Here is a 17,880-nt window from a genome sequence, read left to right on the forward strand (position 1 = left end):
CTATTTACTTTACAATCTTACATTCTACTTAACTTTCAATTGGTTGAATGACTCTTTCACTTTCGGCTTTGCGAAATTGAATATGATGAAGTTTAGCAAAAATACCATCTTGTGCAACTAATTCCTCATACGTGCCGTCCTCTTCAATCCCGTTTTGTGTTACAACAAGCACACGATCTGCATTGCGGATAGTCGCAAGGCGGTGTGCAATAATAAGCGTTGTTCGATTTTCAGCAAGCTCTGCTAACGACTGTTGGATAATCATTTCCGTTTCGGTATCTAACGCAGAGGTTGCTTCGTCTAAAATTAAAATCGGTGGATTTTTCAAGAACATACGAGCAATAGCAATACGTTGCTTTTGCCCGCCTGATAACTTTAAGCCACGCTCACCAATTTGTGTTTCATAACCATCTGGCAATTCAGCAATAAAGGACTCGAGATGGGCTCTTTTAGCAGCTTCCTGAACCTCTTCATCACTTGCTCCTAAACGTCCATAAGCAATGTTTTCTCGAATTGTTCCTGTAAATAAAAAGACATCCTGTTGGACAATACCGATTTGTTCACGAAGAGAGGCTTGAGTCATATCTCGCACATCCAAACCATCAATCGTAATGGCTCCCTGATGGACATCATAAAATCTTGGAATTAAAGAACATATAGTAGTTTTCCCTGCACCCGATGGTCCTACAAAGGCAATTGTTTGGCCTGCCCGTACATCAAATGAAATATCTTTTAAAACAGCTTTAGACGCATCATAATTAAAATCGACATTTTTAAATGATATGTCCCCGCATAAATGTGTAACTGGTTGTGCACCGTCTCGATCCTGAACTTCAGGCTCCTGCTCTATCAACTCACGAAAGCGCTTAAAGCCTGCCATACCTTTTGGATACAGTTCTAGCAAAGCACTAATTTTATCAATAGGTTTAATCAGAACATTCGTATACAAAACGAAGCTAACAAGTCCCCCATACGATAATTTCCCATTAAAGCTTAACCATGCGCCCACAACTAGGACTACTAATGTTAACAAACGAGTCATCATATAGATGCTTGAATGCGCCCCGGCCATAATTTTATAGGCGTATAATTTTGCTGAACGGAAATAGCTATTTTGTTCCTTAAAACGCTCCATTTCAAATGCTTCATTTGTAAATGATTTCACAACGCGTACTCCAGACACACTATCCTCTACGCGACCGTTGACATCTGCAATTTTTCCGTACAACGTTTTCCATGCATTATTCATCTTGATGTTACTAACCGTAACAAGCCACATTAAAAATGGCACCATAATAGCTGCTATTAGCGCAAGTGTTGGATTGACATTAAACATAATGACAAAAGCGCCCAAAAATGTCATGATGGCAATGAATAAATCCTCTGGTCCATGGTGAGCAAACTCTCCTATATCAAATAAATCATTCGTAATTCGACTCATAATATGACCCGTTTTTGTATTATCAAAAAAACGGAATGATTGACGCTGTACATGATTAAATAGCTCCTGTCGCATATCGGTTTCAATATTGATGCCAAGTTTATGCCCTAGGTAATTGACGATAAAGTTTAGTACTGTACTAAGAGCATATACTAGTAATAGTAAAATACTCACTTTAACAATCATGCCCCAATCTCCTGTAGGAAGTAGCTTGTCAATAAACCATTGTACAGCTAAAGGAAAGGCTAGCTCTAGTATTGCTACGACAATGGCACTGGAAAAATCAATAGCAAATAATCGTTTATGTGGTTTGTAGTATGAAAAAAACTTTTTATACATATATGTCTCCCCTCTAAGTTGTTAAAAAAATTCACTTATCATCATATAGTACCACTCATGAGAAAAATTAGGAAAAAATTTAGTATACCATTACATTTCTATTTGCTTTTTGCGAACAACGTGCTATAATCCTTAGTAAGAAGAATTGAATAGCTTTTGACATTTTTGTCAAAGGGGAGTAGCTAGCAGATGTGAGCGATACATCTGATTTCACATTCGTCATTACATGGTAGCAGCCATCGGGTGTGATAGCAAACTCATCTAATTTCCTACATAGATGAGTACTGTACTAGAAATTATTGGTACAAATTATTATTTGGAGCTTCCAAATAATTGCTTAGCAAGACCTTTGCCTATTTTTTAGGCATGGGTCTTTTTCTTTTGCCTAAAATTAAAAATAGGAAAGAGCATATTATTCATTTCTGTCCACAACAAAGGAGGAAACATATTTGGAAGCGATTTTATTAGAATACGCTTGGGTACTTGTCGTATTAATTGTACTAGAAGGTCTGTTAGCAGCAGATAACGCGGTCGTAATGGCCGTGATGGTAAAACATTTACCAAAAGCACAACAACAAAAGGCATTATTATACGGATTAGTTGGTGCATTCGTTTTCCGTTTTGCCGCACTATTTTTAATTACAACACTCGTGAATTTCTGGCAAATTCAGGCATTAGGTGCTGCTTACTTGTTATTCATGTCAATTAAACATATTTACGATTCGCGGAAAGCCGCCGGAGAATCAGATGAAATTAAAGAACCTAAAAAACAATCTGGTTTCTGGATGACCGTTATTAAAGTAGAACTGGCGGACATTGCCTTTGCAGTAGACTCCATTCTAGCTGCAGTAGCAATCGCTGTGACATTGCCGCACTTAGGTAATTTCGATGTCGGTGGTATTAATGCAGGACAATTCGGTGTTATGTTCCTTGGTGGTATTATCGGGGTTGTTATGATGCGATTTGCGGCACGCTGGTTCGTACGTGTACTAGAAAAATTCCCGTCACTTGAAACAGCTGCATTTTTAATCGTTGGTTGGGTTGGCGTAAAGTTAGCAGTCTTAACATTAGCACATGAAAAATTAGGCTTTATTCCTCACGAATTCCCACATTCAACAATGTGGAAAGCAACATTCTGGATCGTGTTACTTGCGATTGCGCTAATCGGTTACTTAGTTGGTGTCAAAAACCAAAAGAAAGAAGCATAATGTATCATTTCGTCTAGACTCAACGTCTAGGCGAATTTTTTTGCCAAAAACAGATGGCGTCTTTTACTAGCTTGGTGGCGATTTGCGTTCGTTTCGTGGCGATTCTCCAAAATTAAAAAACTAAATCTTCTAATTGAGAACGAATATCAATTTAATTTTGCAGCATTTATGACGAAAAATATCTTTTTCTGTATGTTGACCACCTTTCGCTATATACTATGAGAAGTAGAAGGTATTTACTGCAAAGGGAGGAACTACTATGTTATCTGAAAAACTACACACAGCACTTAACGAACAAATGAATTTTGAATTTTACTCCGCGCATGCCTATATGGCAATGGCCGCATTTTGCACAGATCAAGATTACGATGGGTTTGCTAATTTCTTTTTAGTGCAAGCAGAAGAAGAACGTTTCCATGCAATGAAATTTTATAATTTTTTAAGTGATATGGGTTATCGTGCAACAATCCATGGCTTTGACAGTCCAGAAAATCATTTCAACTCTATTTTGCATGCTTTTAAAACAGCTTTGTCACATGAAAAAGAAGTAACGCGTCGTATCTACAACTTATCCGATATTGCATTAGATGAACGTGAACACGCAACAATGGCATTTTTAAAATGGTTCATTGATGAGCAAGTAGAAGAAGAATCAACGTTCGATACATTAATCCGAAAAATTGAACGCATTGAAAATGATTCCAATGCTATCTTTATGCTTGATGCGGAATTAGCTACACGAACATTTACACCTGGTGCTGAAGCTTAATAAATAATAAAGGGCTGTATCCATTGATACGGCCCTTCATTATTTATTGTCTACATTGTTTGTCGTTTCGGTTCGCGAATTTCCCCATCAAATGCTGCGCGATAGATAGCCAAAATATCTTCTCGATTCAACGGCATCGGACTTCGCGCTAAAATTCTTGTCTGTTTCGTGGCATCATCCGTTAATTGTTCAAGTGCTAATTCCGGTATGGCAAACCCTTTCAAAGTTGAAGGAATATTTACATCCTTTATTAGTTGCTGTAATGCCACTACACATTTAAAGGAAGCATCTTCTTGCGATAAATAACTAGTTGACAATCCCATTGCATCTAAAATATCCTTCATGCGTTTTTCGCAACTTTGACGAATATAGCCCATAACGTATGGTAGTAATACAGCGTTCGAATCTCCATGTGCAATATGGTATTGACCACCAAGAGGATAAGCCAAAGCATGCACCCCTGCTACACCTGCATTAAAAAATGCTAAGCCTGCTAAATAACTGCCATAACTCATATCTGAGCGTGCTTGCTTATTCTTACCGTCATGTACCGCTGTACGAATTGAACTACTAATTAATTTAATCGCTTGAAGTGCAAGACCATCTGTCACTTCATTTGCATTAATTGAAACATATGCTTCAATTGCGTGTGTTAACGCGTCAACGCCCGTAGCAGCCGTTACCTTTGATGGCAAAGAAATTGTTAATTCTGGATCTACAATGGCTACATCAGCTAGTAAATAATCATGTGTCACGACATCCTTAGTCGTTTTTAACGATAAAACCGAAATATTTGTAACTTCCGACCCTGTACCCGAAGTTGTTGGAATTAGAATTTTGGGAAGCCCTTTATTTTCAAGTGTTTTTGTACCTGTTAAATTTAAATAATCAGCGACTTTGCCGTCATGAGTAGCTAATACGGCAGCTAGCTTTGCTAAATCTAATGCACTTCCGCCACCTAATCCGAGAACTAAATCAAATTGATGCTTTCTTGTATAGTCTACCAATTGTTCCCCAATTGCAAGAGGTGGCTCTGGAGCAATGTCAGTATAAAGGGTCGTACGATAACCATTCTCTTGTAAAGGCTTATTAATATGCTCCACTATACCTAACTCTTTTAACAACGGGTCCGTTACGATTAATATATTCTTTGCTTCGAATTTTTTTACTTCTACAAGTAAATGCTGTAGACTCCCCCAACCTATATAGTTTGTAGGAGTAAAGGTAAGTTTACTCATGTTCGTTATACTCCTATCTATTCATAATAGCCTTCTGTTGATTTTCTAAATGATTTAAATTGCACGGGGTCATGGCCGAACCATACTTGTGAATTTGTTTCATTTGCTAATCTTCGAATTCGTTCAACAGTTGAGTTATAACCTACTGAATCATAGATAATACCAGGAGGCTTAACCGGTGGTCCAAAGCTTTCAGCTGTGTAAATAGCGTCTGACGCTAAAATGATTCCCCCTGTTTCCGGCATATTAATATGCAAGCCTAGCATACCCCAAGCATGCCCACTACCAAAATTCAATATATTTATACCTTCTGCAAGTTTCACATTATCTTCACCACGTTTGATTAGGCGCCACTGTAAGTTGTTTTTAATCCACATATCTATATCACCCCAAACATACGCACCATCCTTAACATTTCTCGCGTATGTTTGTAACGTTCCATTAAATTCATCTTCCTGCACTATGATCGTTGCATTTGTAAAAAGTTCTAAACAACCTGCATGATCTAAATGAAGATGTGAAGCAACTACATATTTAATATCCTCTGGGCGAACTTTTAATTCTTCTAACCGATGATGTAAATAGCATTCTTCTGGCATATTAATAGGGAATGCTTTTTGTGTAAATTCACCCCACCTTCCTTCGGGTCCCATTGAGTTTGGATTACATGCTGTATCAAATAAAATTTTTCCTTCTGGATGATCAATTAAAACTGTATAAACCGGAAATTCAACAAATTCATTTGGTTGATTCGGGTGATCAATCGTTGCTGGATTATGCATTGCAATCATATAGTTTTTATCCATGCGCATCGTTCCATTATCCATAACAAATAGTTTAGCGTGCTTGTTTATCATCTTCATTTTACAAACATCCCCATTTCATTATTAGTTGTTATTCCAAATAACTAGTTTCATTTCGGTCATTTCTTCGATTGCATATTTAATACCTTCCTTACCTGTTCCACTGTCTTTTACTCCTCCATATGGCATATGATCTACTCGGTATGTAGGTACATCATTTATAATGACACCACCTACTTGTAATTTTTTGGATGCCTTAAACGCTGTTTCAATAGATGTAGTAAAGATGCCAGCTTGTAGACCATAATTCGAATCATTTATTGCTTCGATTGCTTCATCTATTGTGGACACAGTGTTAATGATAACGACAGGCGCGAAAATCTCTTCACAGGAAACGCGGCTGTGAGATGGTACATTATAAAGGACTGTAGGTAATAAAATATTGTTTTCAATTCGACCTCCAGTAATAATTTGTGCCCCTTCATTTACTGCCTCTTGAATCCAAGCATATGCACGTTGTTGTTCAGTTTCTGAAATCATTGATGTTAAATCTGTTTTTGGGTCAAGCGGATTCCCTAACTTTAGTTGGATAATTTTTTCTGTAAACTGTTTTAAAAACGAATCAAGAACATTGTCCATAACATAAATACGTTGCAAGGAAATACAGACTTGACCTTGGTTTGAAAACGCTCCCATTACAATACGATCCATTATGTTTTCTAATGGAACACCTCCATCGACAATTACTCCCGCATTAGAACCAAGTTCTAACGTTACCTTTTTCAATCCTGCTCGATTACGAAGGGAGATACCTACTGCTGGACTGCCTGTAAATGTAATCATTTTCACTTGGGGATGTGCTAAAAATGTATCCCCGATGAGTTTTCCAGAGCCCGTAACTAAATTAAATGCACCTGCAGGCAAGTCTGTTTGCGCAAGTAATTTTGCTAAAAAATGTGCAGATAGTGCCGTTTGTGTTGCCGGTTTTAACACAATTGTATTTCCTGCCGCTAATGCTGGGCCGACTTTATGTGCGACAAGATTTTGAGGGAAATTAAATGGCGTAATTGCCGCTATAACGCCAATCGGTTCCCTCAACGTATAAGCAAAGCGCCCTTCTCCACCTTTTGAAGCATCCATCGGAATCAATTCACCTGCAAGGCGCTTCGCTTCTTCAGCGGCAAACTTATATGTTTCAATTGTTCGGTCTATTTCTGCAACTGCATACTTAAGTGGCTTTGCAGATTCTAACGAAATAATAGTAGCCGCTTCTTCTCGATGCTCAGCAAATAAATTCGATAATTGTTCCAAAATTTGAGCTCTCTGAATTGCTGTTAACATTGCCATTTTTGAAGTAGCTGCATGTGCGGACTCAATTGCCTGTTGCACATCAATCTCAGTTGCTATCGCAAACTGACCAATTAATTCTTTTGAATACGGGGCATAAACATCTAAATATTGATCCGTCATACGCCACTCACCATTCAACAGTAAATGTTTCTTCAAATCCTCACTCCTTTTTAATGGTTACGTATTCATTTCAGAAAATAAAGAAATGAATACGTAACCATTCTAGTATAAAAAAATAAACTGACACTAATCAGTTCATTTTTTTACCTGTTGTGTTTCTTGGGAAAAGTTTAACAGATTCTGTTTGCTGGATGCAAGTACTTTTTTTCTCCATTACATCAAATAATTTCTCAATCGCTAAAAACCCTAAATTTTTTTCTGATTTGATGCCAACTGTCGTCAAAGAAATAGATTGATGTTTACTCAGCTCTACATTATCAATTCCAATTACATTAAAATCGTTAGGAATATCCAATCCTTGTTCTAAGCATTGGTTGAGTATTTCAATGGCAATAGCATCTGTTGCAGCGCAAATTGCTGTCGGTCTTGGAGATAGCACCAATAGTTCTTCAAACACTCGCTTTATATCACCTTTGCTCGTATTTGTAAAAAATGTCGGCACTGTATTTATTGCTATGCCCGCCTCTACTAACGCCTTTTTAAAACCCTCATATCTTCCCAAAAACGTACTCATTTCATGGGGCCCCCCTATCCAACAAAGGTCCGTATGTCCTAAAGTCAGTAGATGATTAGTCGCTAAATAGCCTGCTTCTATATTATCTATTTCTACAAAATGTCTATTTTCTTGATGTTTACGATTAAACATAATAAAAGGTATCTCCAGTTTTTCAAGTTTATAAAATAATGGATCCTTATACCTTATAGATGATAAAATAATCGCATCCACCTTTGTTTCTAACACGGAATTGTAAATAGTCGCTAGATTATCTTCCGTTCCAAAATACACGTTTACCTTATAACCTCTGGCATTTGCATAATTTACAATTTCGGTTGTTGTATCGACAAAAAATGGATTATGCAAAGGTCCAGAAATTAAAGTAATTATCCCTGTCTTTTGTTGTACAAGTGATCTTGCAATATCGTTTGGGACATAATTTAATTGTTCAATTGCCTCCATGACCTTTTTTAATGTTTTCGGTTTCACGAGTTCTGGAGTATTTAACACTCGTGAAACAGTTGTCTGTGAAACACCGGCATACTTTGCTACATCTTTAGAAGAAACCAAAAAAACCACCCATTTCATCTTTCTATGCCTATTTTATACCATCAAAAGGATAATGTTAATAGCATTAAACTAGTTAAGGTATAAGCACAATCAAAGTTATCCATTTTATCTGCAATATACTATATAAAATAAAGAGACTGGGGCATAACTAAAAAAATTTAAGGAACAGAGGAAAGGTGTTCATAAATTTTTGCTATATGGAGAACTTAGCTATTCTTGCTTTTGCAATAAATAAAAATTCAGAAGTGTTCACTAGTTGTTGGTAGCGGAAGCGGTGACTCCTGCGGGAACAGCACACAATGTAAGACGTAACAGACCGCGCGTTAGCGAGGGTTGCGGCTTACGGTGTGCCCGCGGAAAGCACCGCCGTAGCGGACAACAACGACGTAGCAAAAAAGGTATTAGATTGACTGCCATCAATCTAACACCTTTTCTATTTTGCCCCAACCTCTTGAACTAACAACTATTATTCGATACCATATTGAATTTCTAATTTATTCGGTATGGCGGGTATATCGTTTGATTTAACATCCGTCTCGGCAAGTCGTAATGGCTGTAGTAGATACTTACTTTCAACATCAAATGGAATGGCTACACTTTCCATTTTGTTATTCATTTGACTTCTCGCCAGTAAGCCATTTTTGGATAAATCAATGCTCGTAATCGAATCGATTGTTTCTTTTAGCATTTGCTGATCTTTCGGGCGCAGTGGCATCCTTTCTTCCATAAGAAACGGTTGGATATTTTCTTTAATAAATCCTTGTGCCCCGATTAAACAAGAAAATTCATTTAACTTAGCAGCATATAATTTTAGTTGGCGTTTCTCTTTTGCACGTTGCTGATTCAGCTCGTTTACCTTTTTCTCAATTCGAGCTAAACGTTTTTTAGATAACTCAATCAAATAGTTTTGGACTGTATGCATTTCTTCCACAATGATAGCTTCCGCTTCCAGTACTTTCGCATGCTGCGTAACACACACTTCTTGCTGTTCATTTAAACGCAGAACACGTTCTTTGAAAAAATCATTTTGTGTATGATGGCCAAAAATGGCTTTCATCAACCCTTTTCCATGAATTTTTTTATGTTGTGCGTCCAAACGCTCATATTCTCTCATATATTCATTATGCATATTACGATATTCACGTAATGCCTGTTGATAGATCACTGCTTTTTCAGTAAATTGTTCAACGAAATCATCTTGTAAATAATCATGTTGTGATATCGTTTGTAAGAGCTGATACAAAGTTTGAACATTTTTGAAGACGTTTGCTACCTGCTCGTATTCCTGTTCATATTCTTGTACAATGGCTAAATCACGCTGATAACGCGAAAATTCATATTGTGTATCTCCCGCAAATTTTTCTATGTTTTCTACTGCTGATTGAAACGGGTCACGTTGCGGTATAACTGTTAATTCGAAACGGAAACGCTCCAGCCATTGTAAAAAACGAATAATAATGGCGTACGTTTTTTTATCGCTATTCTCCGCAACACGTTGAATTTGTGCAATTAGATTATCATATTGGCTACGCTGCCATAACGCTTTATTGTCTGTTTGTTGTGCTTCAAGGGCATCCATTGCTGAAATGGCTACAAAATCACTTAATAAATGACCAATTCGTTCTTTTTCAGAACGAATAAATGCTTCTGTATTATTATTTTTATCAATGCCATTAACGATACAAAGTGGAACTACCCCTTTATTTTTTAAGGCTTCCATTAATAAAACTTCTGCATCGATTGCCATTGATTCTGAACGTAACACCCAAAAAATTTCATCCACTCGATTGATTAGCGATTCGGAGAAGTATGCCATCTCTCCCCCACCCGCTTCTAATGAGACCGAATCGATAATTGTCACAGATTTTAATAACTCATGCTTCACATATACTTCTAGATAATCTAAATGTTCACGTAAAATTTGTGATGCAAACGTATCACCTGTAGTAAGTAATTCTAATTTGCTCATATCAAATATTGCCACCATACCATCTAAAAAATATGCTTTAATTTCCTCATGCTCACCATATCGTAAAAACGTGTTAACCCCTGTCGGATTTTGATCGCTTACAGGTAAAATAGAACGACCAAGAAGACCATTCACCATTGTTGTTTTTCCTACTCGTTCTTTTCCGACTATCAGTACCATTGTTTGATTGTTTGCATCTTGGATTATACGATTTAAGTGCTTAGCTGTATCTTTCACATATGTATTTTGTACAATAATGCTGTGCAGTTGACGTAAACGATCCACAAACTGTGGCAAAATATTATTCGCTGAGGCTGTATAGTCGATTGGCGTAGTGTCAATATTCGTCATCCTCAAAACCTACTTTCATATGTATCTATAGTTCCATTATAAATGAAACTATTCGATTTCTTATATATAGTCATAAAATTTTATGACAAAAAAGGACAAACTACTTAGTTCGAGTTGTCACAAATAGGATTTCCTTCTTAGGTTAAATTTCTCTATTTTTCACATTTATCGCACAACTAGGTATATGCAATGATAGTGCCTCATGCTAATTACTAGAAAAAATCCACACATCCTATCACTTTACTTGTGAAACATAATGTTATTTATTCGTCCAACCCAGCCATTCTCGCATAAACTTTACTAAGTGTTGGCATACCGCCTTGTGCACTTACTTGCTCAACCGCAAGCGAGGCCGCTATATTCGCAAAGTATACTGCTTCATCCAACGACTGCCCCTCTACTAATGCATAGGCAAGCGCTCCATTAAAAGTATCCCCAGCTCCAGTTGTATCCACTGCTTTTGTCATATAGCCAGGGACATGAATAGGATATTCGCCATCAAAATAACGCGCCCCATCACGACCAAGTGTAATAATTAGTTTATTCGGATATTTTTCGAGCGTTTGATCGAAATCATTTCCAAATAGCTGGGCACACTCCACTTCATTTGGTGTCAAGTAGGTAATATCATCCATCCAGCGCATATCAAAGTTCGCCGCAGGGGCTGGGTTTAACAGCACTGGTACATTCGCTTCTTTACATAATTTTATAGCATGTGCTGTCGTCTCCAACGGAATTTCAAGCTGTAAGATCACCATTTGACTTTGCATAATGACATCTTTTACAGCATCCAAATGTGTTGGTTTCAGCATATAATTTGCTCCTGGTACTACGATGATACGATTATCATTTTGATGCACTAAAATATTTGCAATGCCCGTTGATTCTGGAGTTGTTAGAAGCGATGTTGTATCAATATGCTCCTGCTTCAAAACCGTTCGCAATGTATGCCCAAAACGATCATCGCCTACACAACCAATCATTGTGACGCTGCTACCTAGACGAGCCGCTGCAATCGCCTGATTAGCCCCCTTTCCTCCAGGACTTGTTTGAAATTGTTGCCCAAGAACTGTTTCTCCCAGTTGCGGGAAATCCGCCATTTGTATCACTAAATCCATATTTAAACTACCAATTACTGTAATCATCTAAATCATCCTTTCGATTCCTTCTTTCTATTTTAACGACTTGACAAAAGAAAGACAAAGGCTTCCATGTTCCAATATTTCGAAGTCTCTGCGCTGGCAACATTCCCCATCAAAGCTAAAAACGTTTACAGCAAAAAAGTGTTAGATTGATTCCAGTCAATCTAACACTTTTCTCAGCTTTACTTGCCCATTAGTAGGCTACACGTTGTGCTTCATAGGCAGCAATATGGTCTTCGTATTTAAATGTTAGGGCAATTTCATCCCAGCCATTTAATAATGTTTCTTTATAATAAGAATCAATGTTAAATGTATAAACTTTGCCATCTTCACCTGTTACTGTTTGTGCTTCAAGATTTACTTCGACATGATAAGGCTTCTCTAAACCTTTTGCTAAAATTTCATCGCACTCTGCTTCCGTTAATTTGATAGGTAATATACCATTTTTGAAGCAGTTATTATGGAAAATATCCGCAAATGAAGGGGCAATAACGACGTTAAAGCCATAATCTAAAATTGCCCACGGTGCATGCTCACGGGAAGAGCCACAGCCAAAATTATCTTGCGCTACTAAAATTTTAGAGTTTTTAAATTCTGCTTTATTTAATACAAAGTCCTGTACTTCATTGCCTTGTGCATCAAAACGCCAATGATAAAATAAAAATTGACCAAAGCCTGTACGCTCAATGCGTTTTAAAAACTCTTTTGAAATGATTTGATCTGTATCGACATTTTTACGATCAAGTGGTGTTATCACACTATTTACGATATTAATTGGTTGCATTTTCAATCATCCTTTCCGTGTAAATGGTGCGTTTACACAGTTTCCTTCACGAATTCTCGTACATCTACAAAGTGACCTGCAATCGCTGCAGCGGCTGCCATCGGAGGTGATACTAAGTGCGTGCGAGCACCAGCACCTTGACGACCTTCGAAATTACGGTTTGAGGTAGATGCACAGCGTTTACCAGCTGGGACCACATCATCATTCATCGCTAAGCACATTGAACAACCGGATTCGCGCCATTCAAAACCTGCAGCAATGAAAATTTTATCTAAACCTTCTGCTTCTGCTTGTTTTTTTGTGGAATGGGAACCTGGGACAACAATTGCTGTTACGTTTTCATGCACTTTACGTCCTTGAATAACATTTGCAGCAGCTCGTAAATCACTTAAACGTGAGTTCGTACATGAGCCGATAAATACGTATTGGATATCGATTGAAGTTAATGGTTGCCCTTCTTCTAAGCCCATATAGGCAAGTGCTTTACGAAGTGCGGCTTTATCTGACTCATCCTGATAATCTGCTTGCGTAGGAACATTTTGTGATACACCCGCGCCCATTGAGGGATTTGTACCCCATGTAATAATCGGCTCGATTTCCTCTGCTTTAATGATGCGGACTTCATCATATGTTGCGTCTTCATCGGATGCTAAACTTAGCCAATAAGCTGTCGCTTCTTCAAATTTCTCACCTTGTGGTGCATATTTGCGGCCACGAATATAATCCACTGTGATTTGGTCAGGTGATACAAGACCAGCCTTTGCACCCGCTTCGATGGACATATTACAGATAGTCATGCGCTCTTCCATTGACAGTTTGTGAATTGCCTCTCCAGTGAATTCCACAATATGTCCTGTACCAACGCCAATACCGAATTTCGAGATGATTGCTAAAATAATATCCTTAGCAGCAACGCCAACCGGTAGCTCTCCTTCAACGCGGATTTCCATCGTTTTTGGCTTGTTTTGCCACAATGTTTGTGTAGACATTACGTGCTCTACTTCGGATGTACCGATACCAAATGCAATGGCACCAAATGCACCGTGTGTAGATGTATGCGAGTCACCACAAACAATTGTTTTGCCAGGCTGTGTTAAACCTAATTCTGGTCCAATCACGTGGACAATCCCTTGGTCAGGGTGACCCATACCTGCCAGCTCAACTCCGAATTCAGCAGCATTTTTCGCCAGTGTTTCAATTTGATTGCGTGCAATTGGATCATTGATTGTCGGTAGATTTTTCGTTGGCACGTTATGATCCATCGTCGCAAAGCTTAAATCAGGACGACGCACTTTCCGTCCATTTATGCGTAGACCTTCAAATGCTTGCGGAGAAGTTACTTCATGAATTAAATGAAGATCAATATATAACAGGTCCGGTTTGCCCTCTTCCTGATAAACAACATGTTTATCCCAAATCTTTTCAATTATATTTTTTCCCATTGTCTTCACCTATTTCTTAAATATATGTTGTCATAATACTTTCTGAAACAAAACTTGTATCAATTTCATTAATGACTTTATCTGTCCATTCATTTGTAGATAACGTGCGTCCTCCATCACGTGCAAGATCAGCTGTAAAGTACCCATCATCAAATACTGCACTTACTGCACGTTCGATTTCAGCCGCTTCTTCTGCTAGGCCAAATGAGTATTGTAACATCATAGCGACTGACAGAATCGTTGCTGCTGGATTAGCCACACCTTGCCCTGCAATTTCTGGTGCTGAACCGTGTACTGGTTCGTAAAGTCCAAAATTATCACCGCGGATGGATGCGGATGGTAGTACGCCAAGAGAACCTGTAATAACCGATGCTTCATCACTTAAAATATCACCAAACATGTTTTCTGTTACAACGACATCATAATGAGCAGGATTTGTAATTAATTTCATCGCTACGGAATCTACTAAGTTGTGTTCCACTTGAACATCAGGATAGTCTTTTTTCTTCGCTTCTACTACTTCGCGCCATAAACGGCTAGTTTCAAGTACGTTTGCCTTATCGACTGAACATAATTTGCCTCCACGTAAACGTGCTAATTCAAAGGCATTTTCAACGATACGCTCTACTTCAGCTGTTGAGTAAACTGTTGTATCAATCGCGCCATTTTCAGTACGCATACGTGGTTCCCCGAAGTATACGCCGCCTGTAAGTTCACGTACGATCATTAAATCGACGTTTTCGGCTACTTCACGTTTTAAAGGTGAAGCCTCTAGTAAACTCGGGAACGCCTTTACTGGACGTAAATTTGCAAATAAGTCAAAGTGCTTGCGGATACGAAGTAAGCCTTTTTCTGGACGTAATTCTGGCGGGTTATTGTCCCATTTTGGCCCCCCTACTGCGCCTAGTAAAATCGCATCACTGCTCTCACACATTTCAATTGTTTCATCGGGTAGTGGATTGTTGTGTTGATCGATGGCAGCGCCTCCGATTGTTCCATATCCTAAATGGAATGTATGGTTGAAACGTTTGCCTATTACTTGTAGTACACGTATAGCTGACGCAACCACCTCTGGCCCAATTCCATCGCCAGGAAGTACTGTAATTTTTTTCTCCATCGTAAAACACCTTTCTTTGTCTAGCGTACGGTTACGCTATTTTAGTAAAGACTCTCACCTGCTTTGCTAGGTGAGAGTCAAATCAAGTTAAACGAGTTCACCTTGTGCTCGAAGACTTACCTGAATTAAATGTCGGTTAATCGCATTTAAATAAGCTTTCGCGGATGCTTCTAATACATCCTGTGAAGAGTTTCGTCCCGTTGTTGATACACCATCGTATCGGATATTAATAACAGCCTCACCAAGTGCATCACGCCCTTTGCCGACAGACTTCACTCGGTAATCAATGACATTGATAGCACCAGGCACAAGCTGTTCTAACGTATTAAATATTGCTTCCACTGAGCCTGAGCCTGTAGCCACAACATTTTTCACATTGCCTTCTGGCGTCACGACCGTCGCGGTAGCAGTTGGAATATTTTCTGTTCCATATTGCACTTGTACCATTTTAAGCTCAAACAATGGCACATCTTCGATTTGAATTTGCTGCTCTGTTAGCAGCGTTAATAAATCTTCTTCCGTAATTTCTTTTTTACGGTCGGCTAGTTTTTTAAATTCAGCAAAAGCTTTGTTTAGCTTTTCATCTGACAGTGTAAAGCCCATTGTTTCTGCACGATCACGGAAAGCAGCGCGTCCTGAATGTTTTCCTAGAACAAGCGGTACTTCTCCTTCGCCAATCAGCGCAGGTGATATAATTTCATATGTTTCAGGATTTTTTAACACGCCATCTTGGTGAATGCCCGACTCATGTGCAAATGCATTTTTACCGACAATTGCTTTATTCGGCTGAATAACGACATTCGTTAGTTTACTAACTAATTGCGATGTACGCTTAATTTCCTGTAAGTTGATGCCTGTTTCAACAGGATAGATATCTTTCCGGATATGGAGGGCTACAGCGATTTCCTCTAGTGCAACATTCCCTGCACGCTCCCCGATACCGTTAATTGTTCCTTCAACTTGTGACGCACCATTTTCGATAGCCGCAATGGTGTTAGCCGTAGCCATTCCTAAATCGTCATGGCAGTGTGCTGAGAATTTCACCTTTTCAGCACCTTTGACGTTTTCTAGTAAAAATTTGAATAATGCGCCATATTCTTGCGGAGAAGCATAGCCCACTGTATCTGGCACGTTAATCGTCGTCGCGCCAGCAGCAATAACATCATTCATAATACGTACTAAAAATTCGCGATCTGAGCGGAACGCATCTTCGGCAGACCATTGCACAAGTGGGAAGTATTTTTTCGCATATTTCACTGCTTCAATGGCTTGCTCTACGACTTGATCAGGTGATTTTTTTAACTTGTATTCCATATGAATTGGAGATGTTGCTAAAAAAATATGAATATGCGGTTGTTCTGCTACTTTAATCGCTTCCCATGTTGTATCAATATCTTTTTGCACGCAACGCGCTAGCCCTGTAACGATTGAATTTTTCACAGTACCTGCAATACGCTGAACCGCATCAAAATCACCGGGAGATGAAGCAGGAAAACCTGCTTCAATAATTGTTACACCTAGACGTTCAAGTTGCTTGGCAATCTCAATTTTCTCTGCTGTATTTAAATTAATACCGGCAGATTGTTCACCATCGCGAAGTGTTGTATCGAAAATATCAATTTTTCGCACTTGTAGCCACTTCTCTCACAACTTTTTCCTTACCTTCATTGATGAATGGCATCATTGCACGTAGTTTTGCACCAACTTCTTCGATTTGGTGGTTTGCACCAGCTTCTTTGAATTTTGTATAGTCTGGACGACCATTTTCATTTTCTTGAATCCAACGACGAGCAAATGTACCATCTTGGATATCTGTTAATACGTCTTTCATGCGAGCTTTAACTGAATCGTCGATGATGCGTGGACCTGCAACATAATCACCCCACTCAGCTGTATCTGAAACAGAGTAACGCATTGTCGCCATACCGCCTTCAAACATTAAATCTACGATTAATTTTAATTCGTGTAATGTCTCAAAGTAAGCAAGCTCTGGTTGGTAGCCCGCTTCTACTAATGTTTCAAATCCAGCTTTAACTAATTGAGTTGCCCCACCGCAAAGTACTGCTTGCTCACCGAATAGATCCGTTTCAGTTTCTTCTTTGAATGATGTTTCTAATAAACCGCCACGAGCAGCGCCAATACCTTTACCGTAAGCAAGTGCTAAATCTTTTGCTTGACCCGTTGCATCTTGGTGGATAGCAAATAGTCCTGGTACACCAGCACCTTGTTGGAATTGACGACGCACTAGATGACCTGGTCCTTTTGGTGCTACTAAAAATACGTCAACATCTGCAGGTGGCGTAATTTGACCAAAGTGAATATTGAAACCATGTGCAAACATCAGTGCTTTACCAGCTTCTAAATATGGAGCAATTTCAGCTTCATAAACTGCTTTTTGACGCTCATCTGGTAGTAAGATTTGGATTACATCTGCTTCTTGCGCTGCCTCTGCAACTGTTTTAACGTCTAAGCCATCAGCTTTTGCTGCATCGAAAGATCCACCTGGACGAACACCTACTACTACATCAAAACCTGATTCTTTAAGGTTTAATGCATGTGCATGACCTTGTGAGCCATAACCGATAATTGCGATTTTTTTCCCTTTTAATACGTCCTCGTTGATGTTTTGTTCATAGTACATTGTAGCCATTGTTTGTTTCCTCCTAAAATTGGGTTTGTTT

Annotated in this window: 14 protein-coding genes; 2 read left to right on the top strand and 12 right to left on the bottom strand. The window is 38.7% G+C overall.

Translation table 11 applies throughout. From position 1 onward, the window contains the following. Nucleotides 1-28 precede the first annotated feature (28 nt). Nucleotides 29-1,780: an ABC transporter ATP-binding protein gene (locus MHH88_RS12805; protein WP_339258520.1), complete on the bottom strand. Its 1,752-nt coding sequence runs from the start codon at nucleotides 1,778-1,780 to the stop codon at nucleotides 29-31. Between the two features lie 449 nt (nucleotides 1,781-2,229). Here MHH88_RS12805 and MHH88_RS12810 point away from each other — a divergent pair, with 449 nt between their 5' ends. Then, nucleotides 2,230-2,988, top strand: coding sequence for a TerC family protein (locus MHH88_RS12810; protein WP_069513183.1), 759 nt, complete (start codon nucleotides 2,230-2,232; stop codon nucleotides 2,986-2,988). A gap of 259 nt (nucleotides 2,989-3,247) precedes the next feature. Further along, nucleotides 3,248-3,757, top strand: a complete 510-nt coding sequence (locus MHH88_RS12815) for a ferritin (RefSeq protein ID WP_025219855.1) — start codon at nucleotides 3,248-3,250, stop codon at nucleotides 3,755-3,757. A gap of 50 nt (nucleotides 3,758-3,807) precedes the next feature. On the opposite strand, the gene MHH88_RS12820 is transcribed toward MHH88_RS12815, so the two are convergent. The 11 genes from MHH88_RS12820 to ilvC all read right to left on the bottom strand — a co-directional run bounded on the left by MHH88_RS12820 (nucleotide 3,808) and on the right by ilvC (nucleotide 17,849). Then, nucleotides 3,808-4,995: an iron-containing alcohol dehydrogenase gene (locus MHH88_RS12820; RefSeq protein ID WP_339258524.1), complete on the bottom strand. Its 1,188-nt coding sequence runs from the start codon at nucleotides 4,993-4,995 to the stop codon at nucleotides 3,808-3,810. A 17-nt stretch (nucleotides 4,996-5,012) separates the two neighbouring features. Further along, the gene (locus MHH88_RS12825; RefSeq protein WP_069513181.1) at nucleotides 5,013-5,858 is read right to left on the bottom strand and encodes an N-acyl homoserine lactonase family protein; all 846 of its coding nucleotides are present in this window, start codon (nucleotides 5,856-5,858) and stop codon (nucleotides 5,013-5,015) included. A 24-nt stretch (nucleotides 5,859-5,882) separates the two neighbouring features. Beyond that, complete coding sequence (locus MHH88_RS12830) at nucleotides 5,883-7,304, bottom strand: aldehyde dehydrogenase family protein (protein WP_339258527.1); 1,422 nt, start codon at nucleotides 7,302-7,304, stop codon at nucleotides 5,883-5,885. A 94-nt stretch (nucleotides 7,305-7,398) separates the two neighbouring features. Beyond that, a complete protein-coding gene (locus tag MHH88_RS12835) occupies nucleotides 7,399-8,403 on the bottom strand; it encodes a LacI family DNA-binding transcriptional regulator (protein ID WP_339263060.1) in 1,005 nt (334 codons plus the stop codon). A 457-nt stretch (nucleotides 8,404-8,860) separates the two neighbouring features. Beyond that, nucleotides 8,861-10,714 carry a dynamin family protein gene (locus MHH88_RS12840; protein WP_339258529.1) on the bottom strand — a complete coding sequence of 618 codons (1,854 nt, stop codon included), beginning with the start codon at nucleotides 10,712-10,714 and terminating at the stop codon, nucleotides 8,861-8,863. 263 nt (nucleotides 10,715-10,977) lie between these two features. Then, on the bottom strand, nucleotides 10,978-11,859 hold the full coding sequence (gene rbsK, locus MHH88_RS12845) for a ribokinase (RefSeq protein ID WP_339258531.1): 882 nt from the start codon (nucleotides 11,857-11,859) through the stop codon (nucleotides 10,978-10,980). A 190-nt stretch (nucleotides 11,860-12,049) separates the two neighbouring features. Further along, nucleotides 12,050-12,640, bottom strand: a complete 591-nt coding sequence (gene leuD / locus MHH88_RS12850; RefSeq protein WP_024361062.1) for a 3-isopropylmalate dehydratase small subunit — start codon at nucleotides 12,638-12,640, stop codon at nucleotides 12,050-12,052. Nucleotides 12,641-12,672: 32 nt separating this feature from the next. After that, entirely contained in the window at nucleotides 12,673-14,082 is a 1,410-nt protein-coding gene (gene leuC / locus MHH88_RS12855; protein ID WP_339258534.1) for a 3-isopropylmalate dehydratase large subunit, read from the bottom strand. Between the two features lie 16 nt (nucleotides 14,083-14,098). Then, complete coding sequence (leuB, locus tag MHH88_RS12860) at nucleotides 14,099-15,199, bottom strand: 3-isopropylmalate dehydrogenase (protein ID WP_024361064.1); 1,101 nt, start codon at nucleotides 15,197-15,199, stop codon at nucleotides 14,099-14,101. Between the two features lie 87 nt (nucleotides 15,200-15,286). Next, entirely contained in the window at nucleotides 15,287-16,828 is a 1,542-nt protein-coding gene (locus tag MHH88_RS12865) for a 2-isopropylmalate synthase (protein WP_339258536.1), read from the bottom strand. Next, nucleotides 16,815-17,849 (bottom strand): ketol-acid reductoisomerase, encoded by a 1,035-nt coding sequence (gene ilvC / locus MHH88_RS12870; protein ID WP_024361066.1) that lies wholly within the window; start codon nucleotides 17,847-17,849, stop codon nucleotides 16,815-16,817. Before ilvC ends, MHH88_RS12865 begins: the two co-directional genes overlap by 14 nt. Nucleotides 17,850-17,880: the final 31 nt, after the last annotated feature.

This window comes from Lysinibacillus sp. FSL K6-3209, from assembly GCF_037976175.1.
GTDB lineage: Bacteria > Bacillota > Bacilli > Bacillales_A > Planococcaceae > Lysinibacillus > Lysinibacillus sphaericus_D.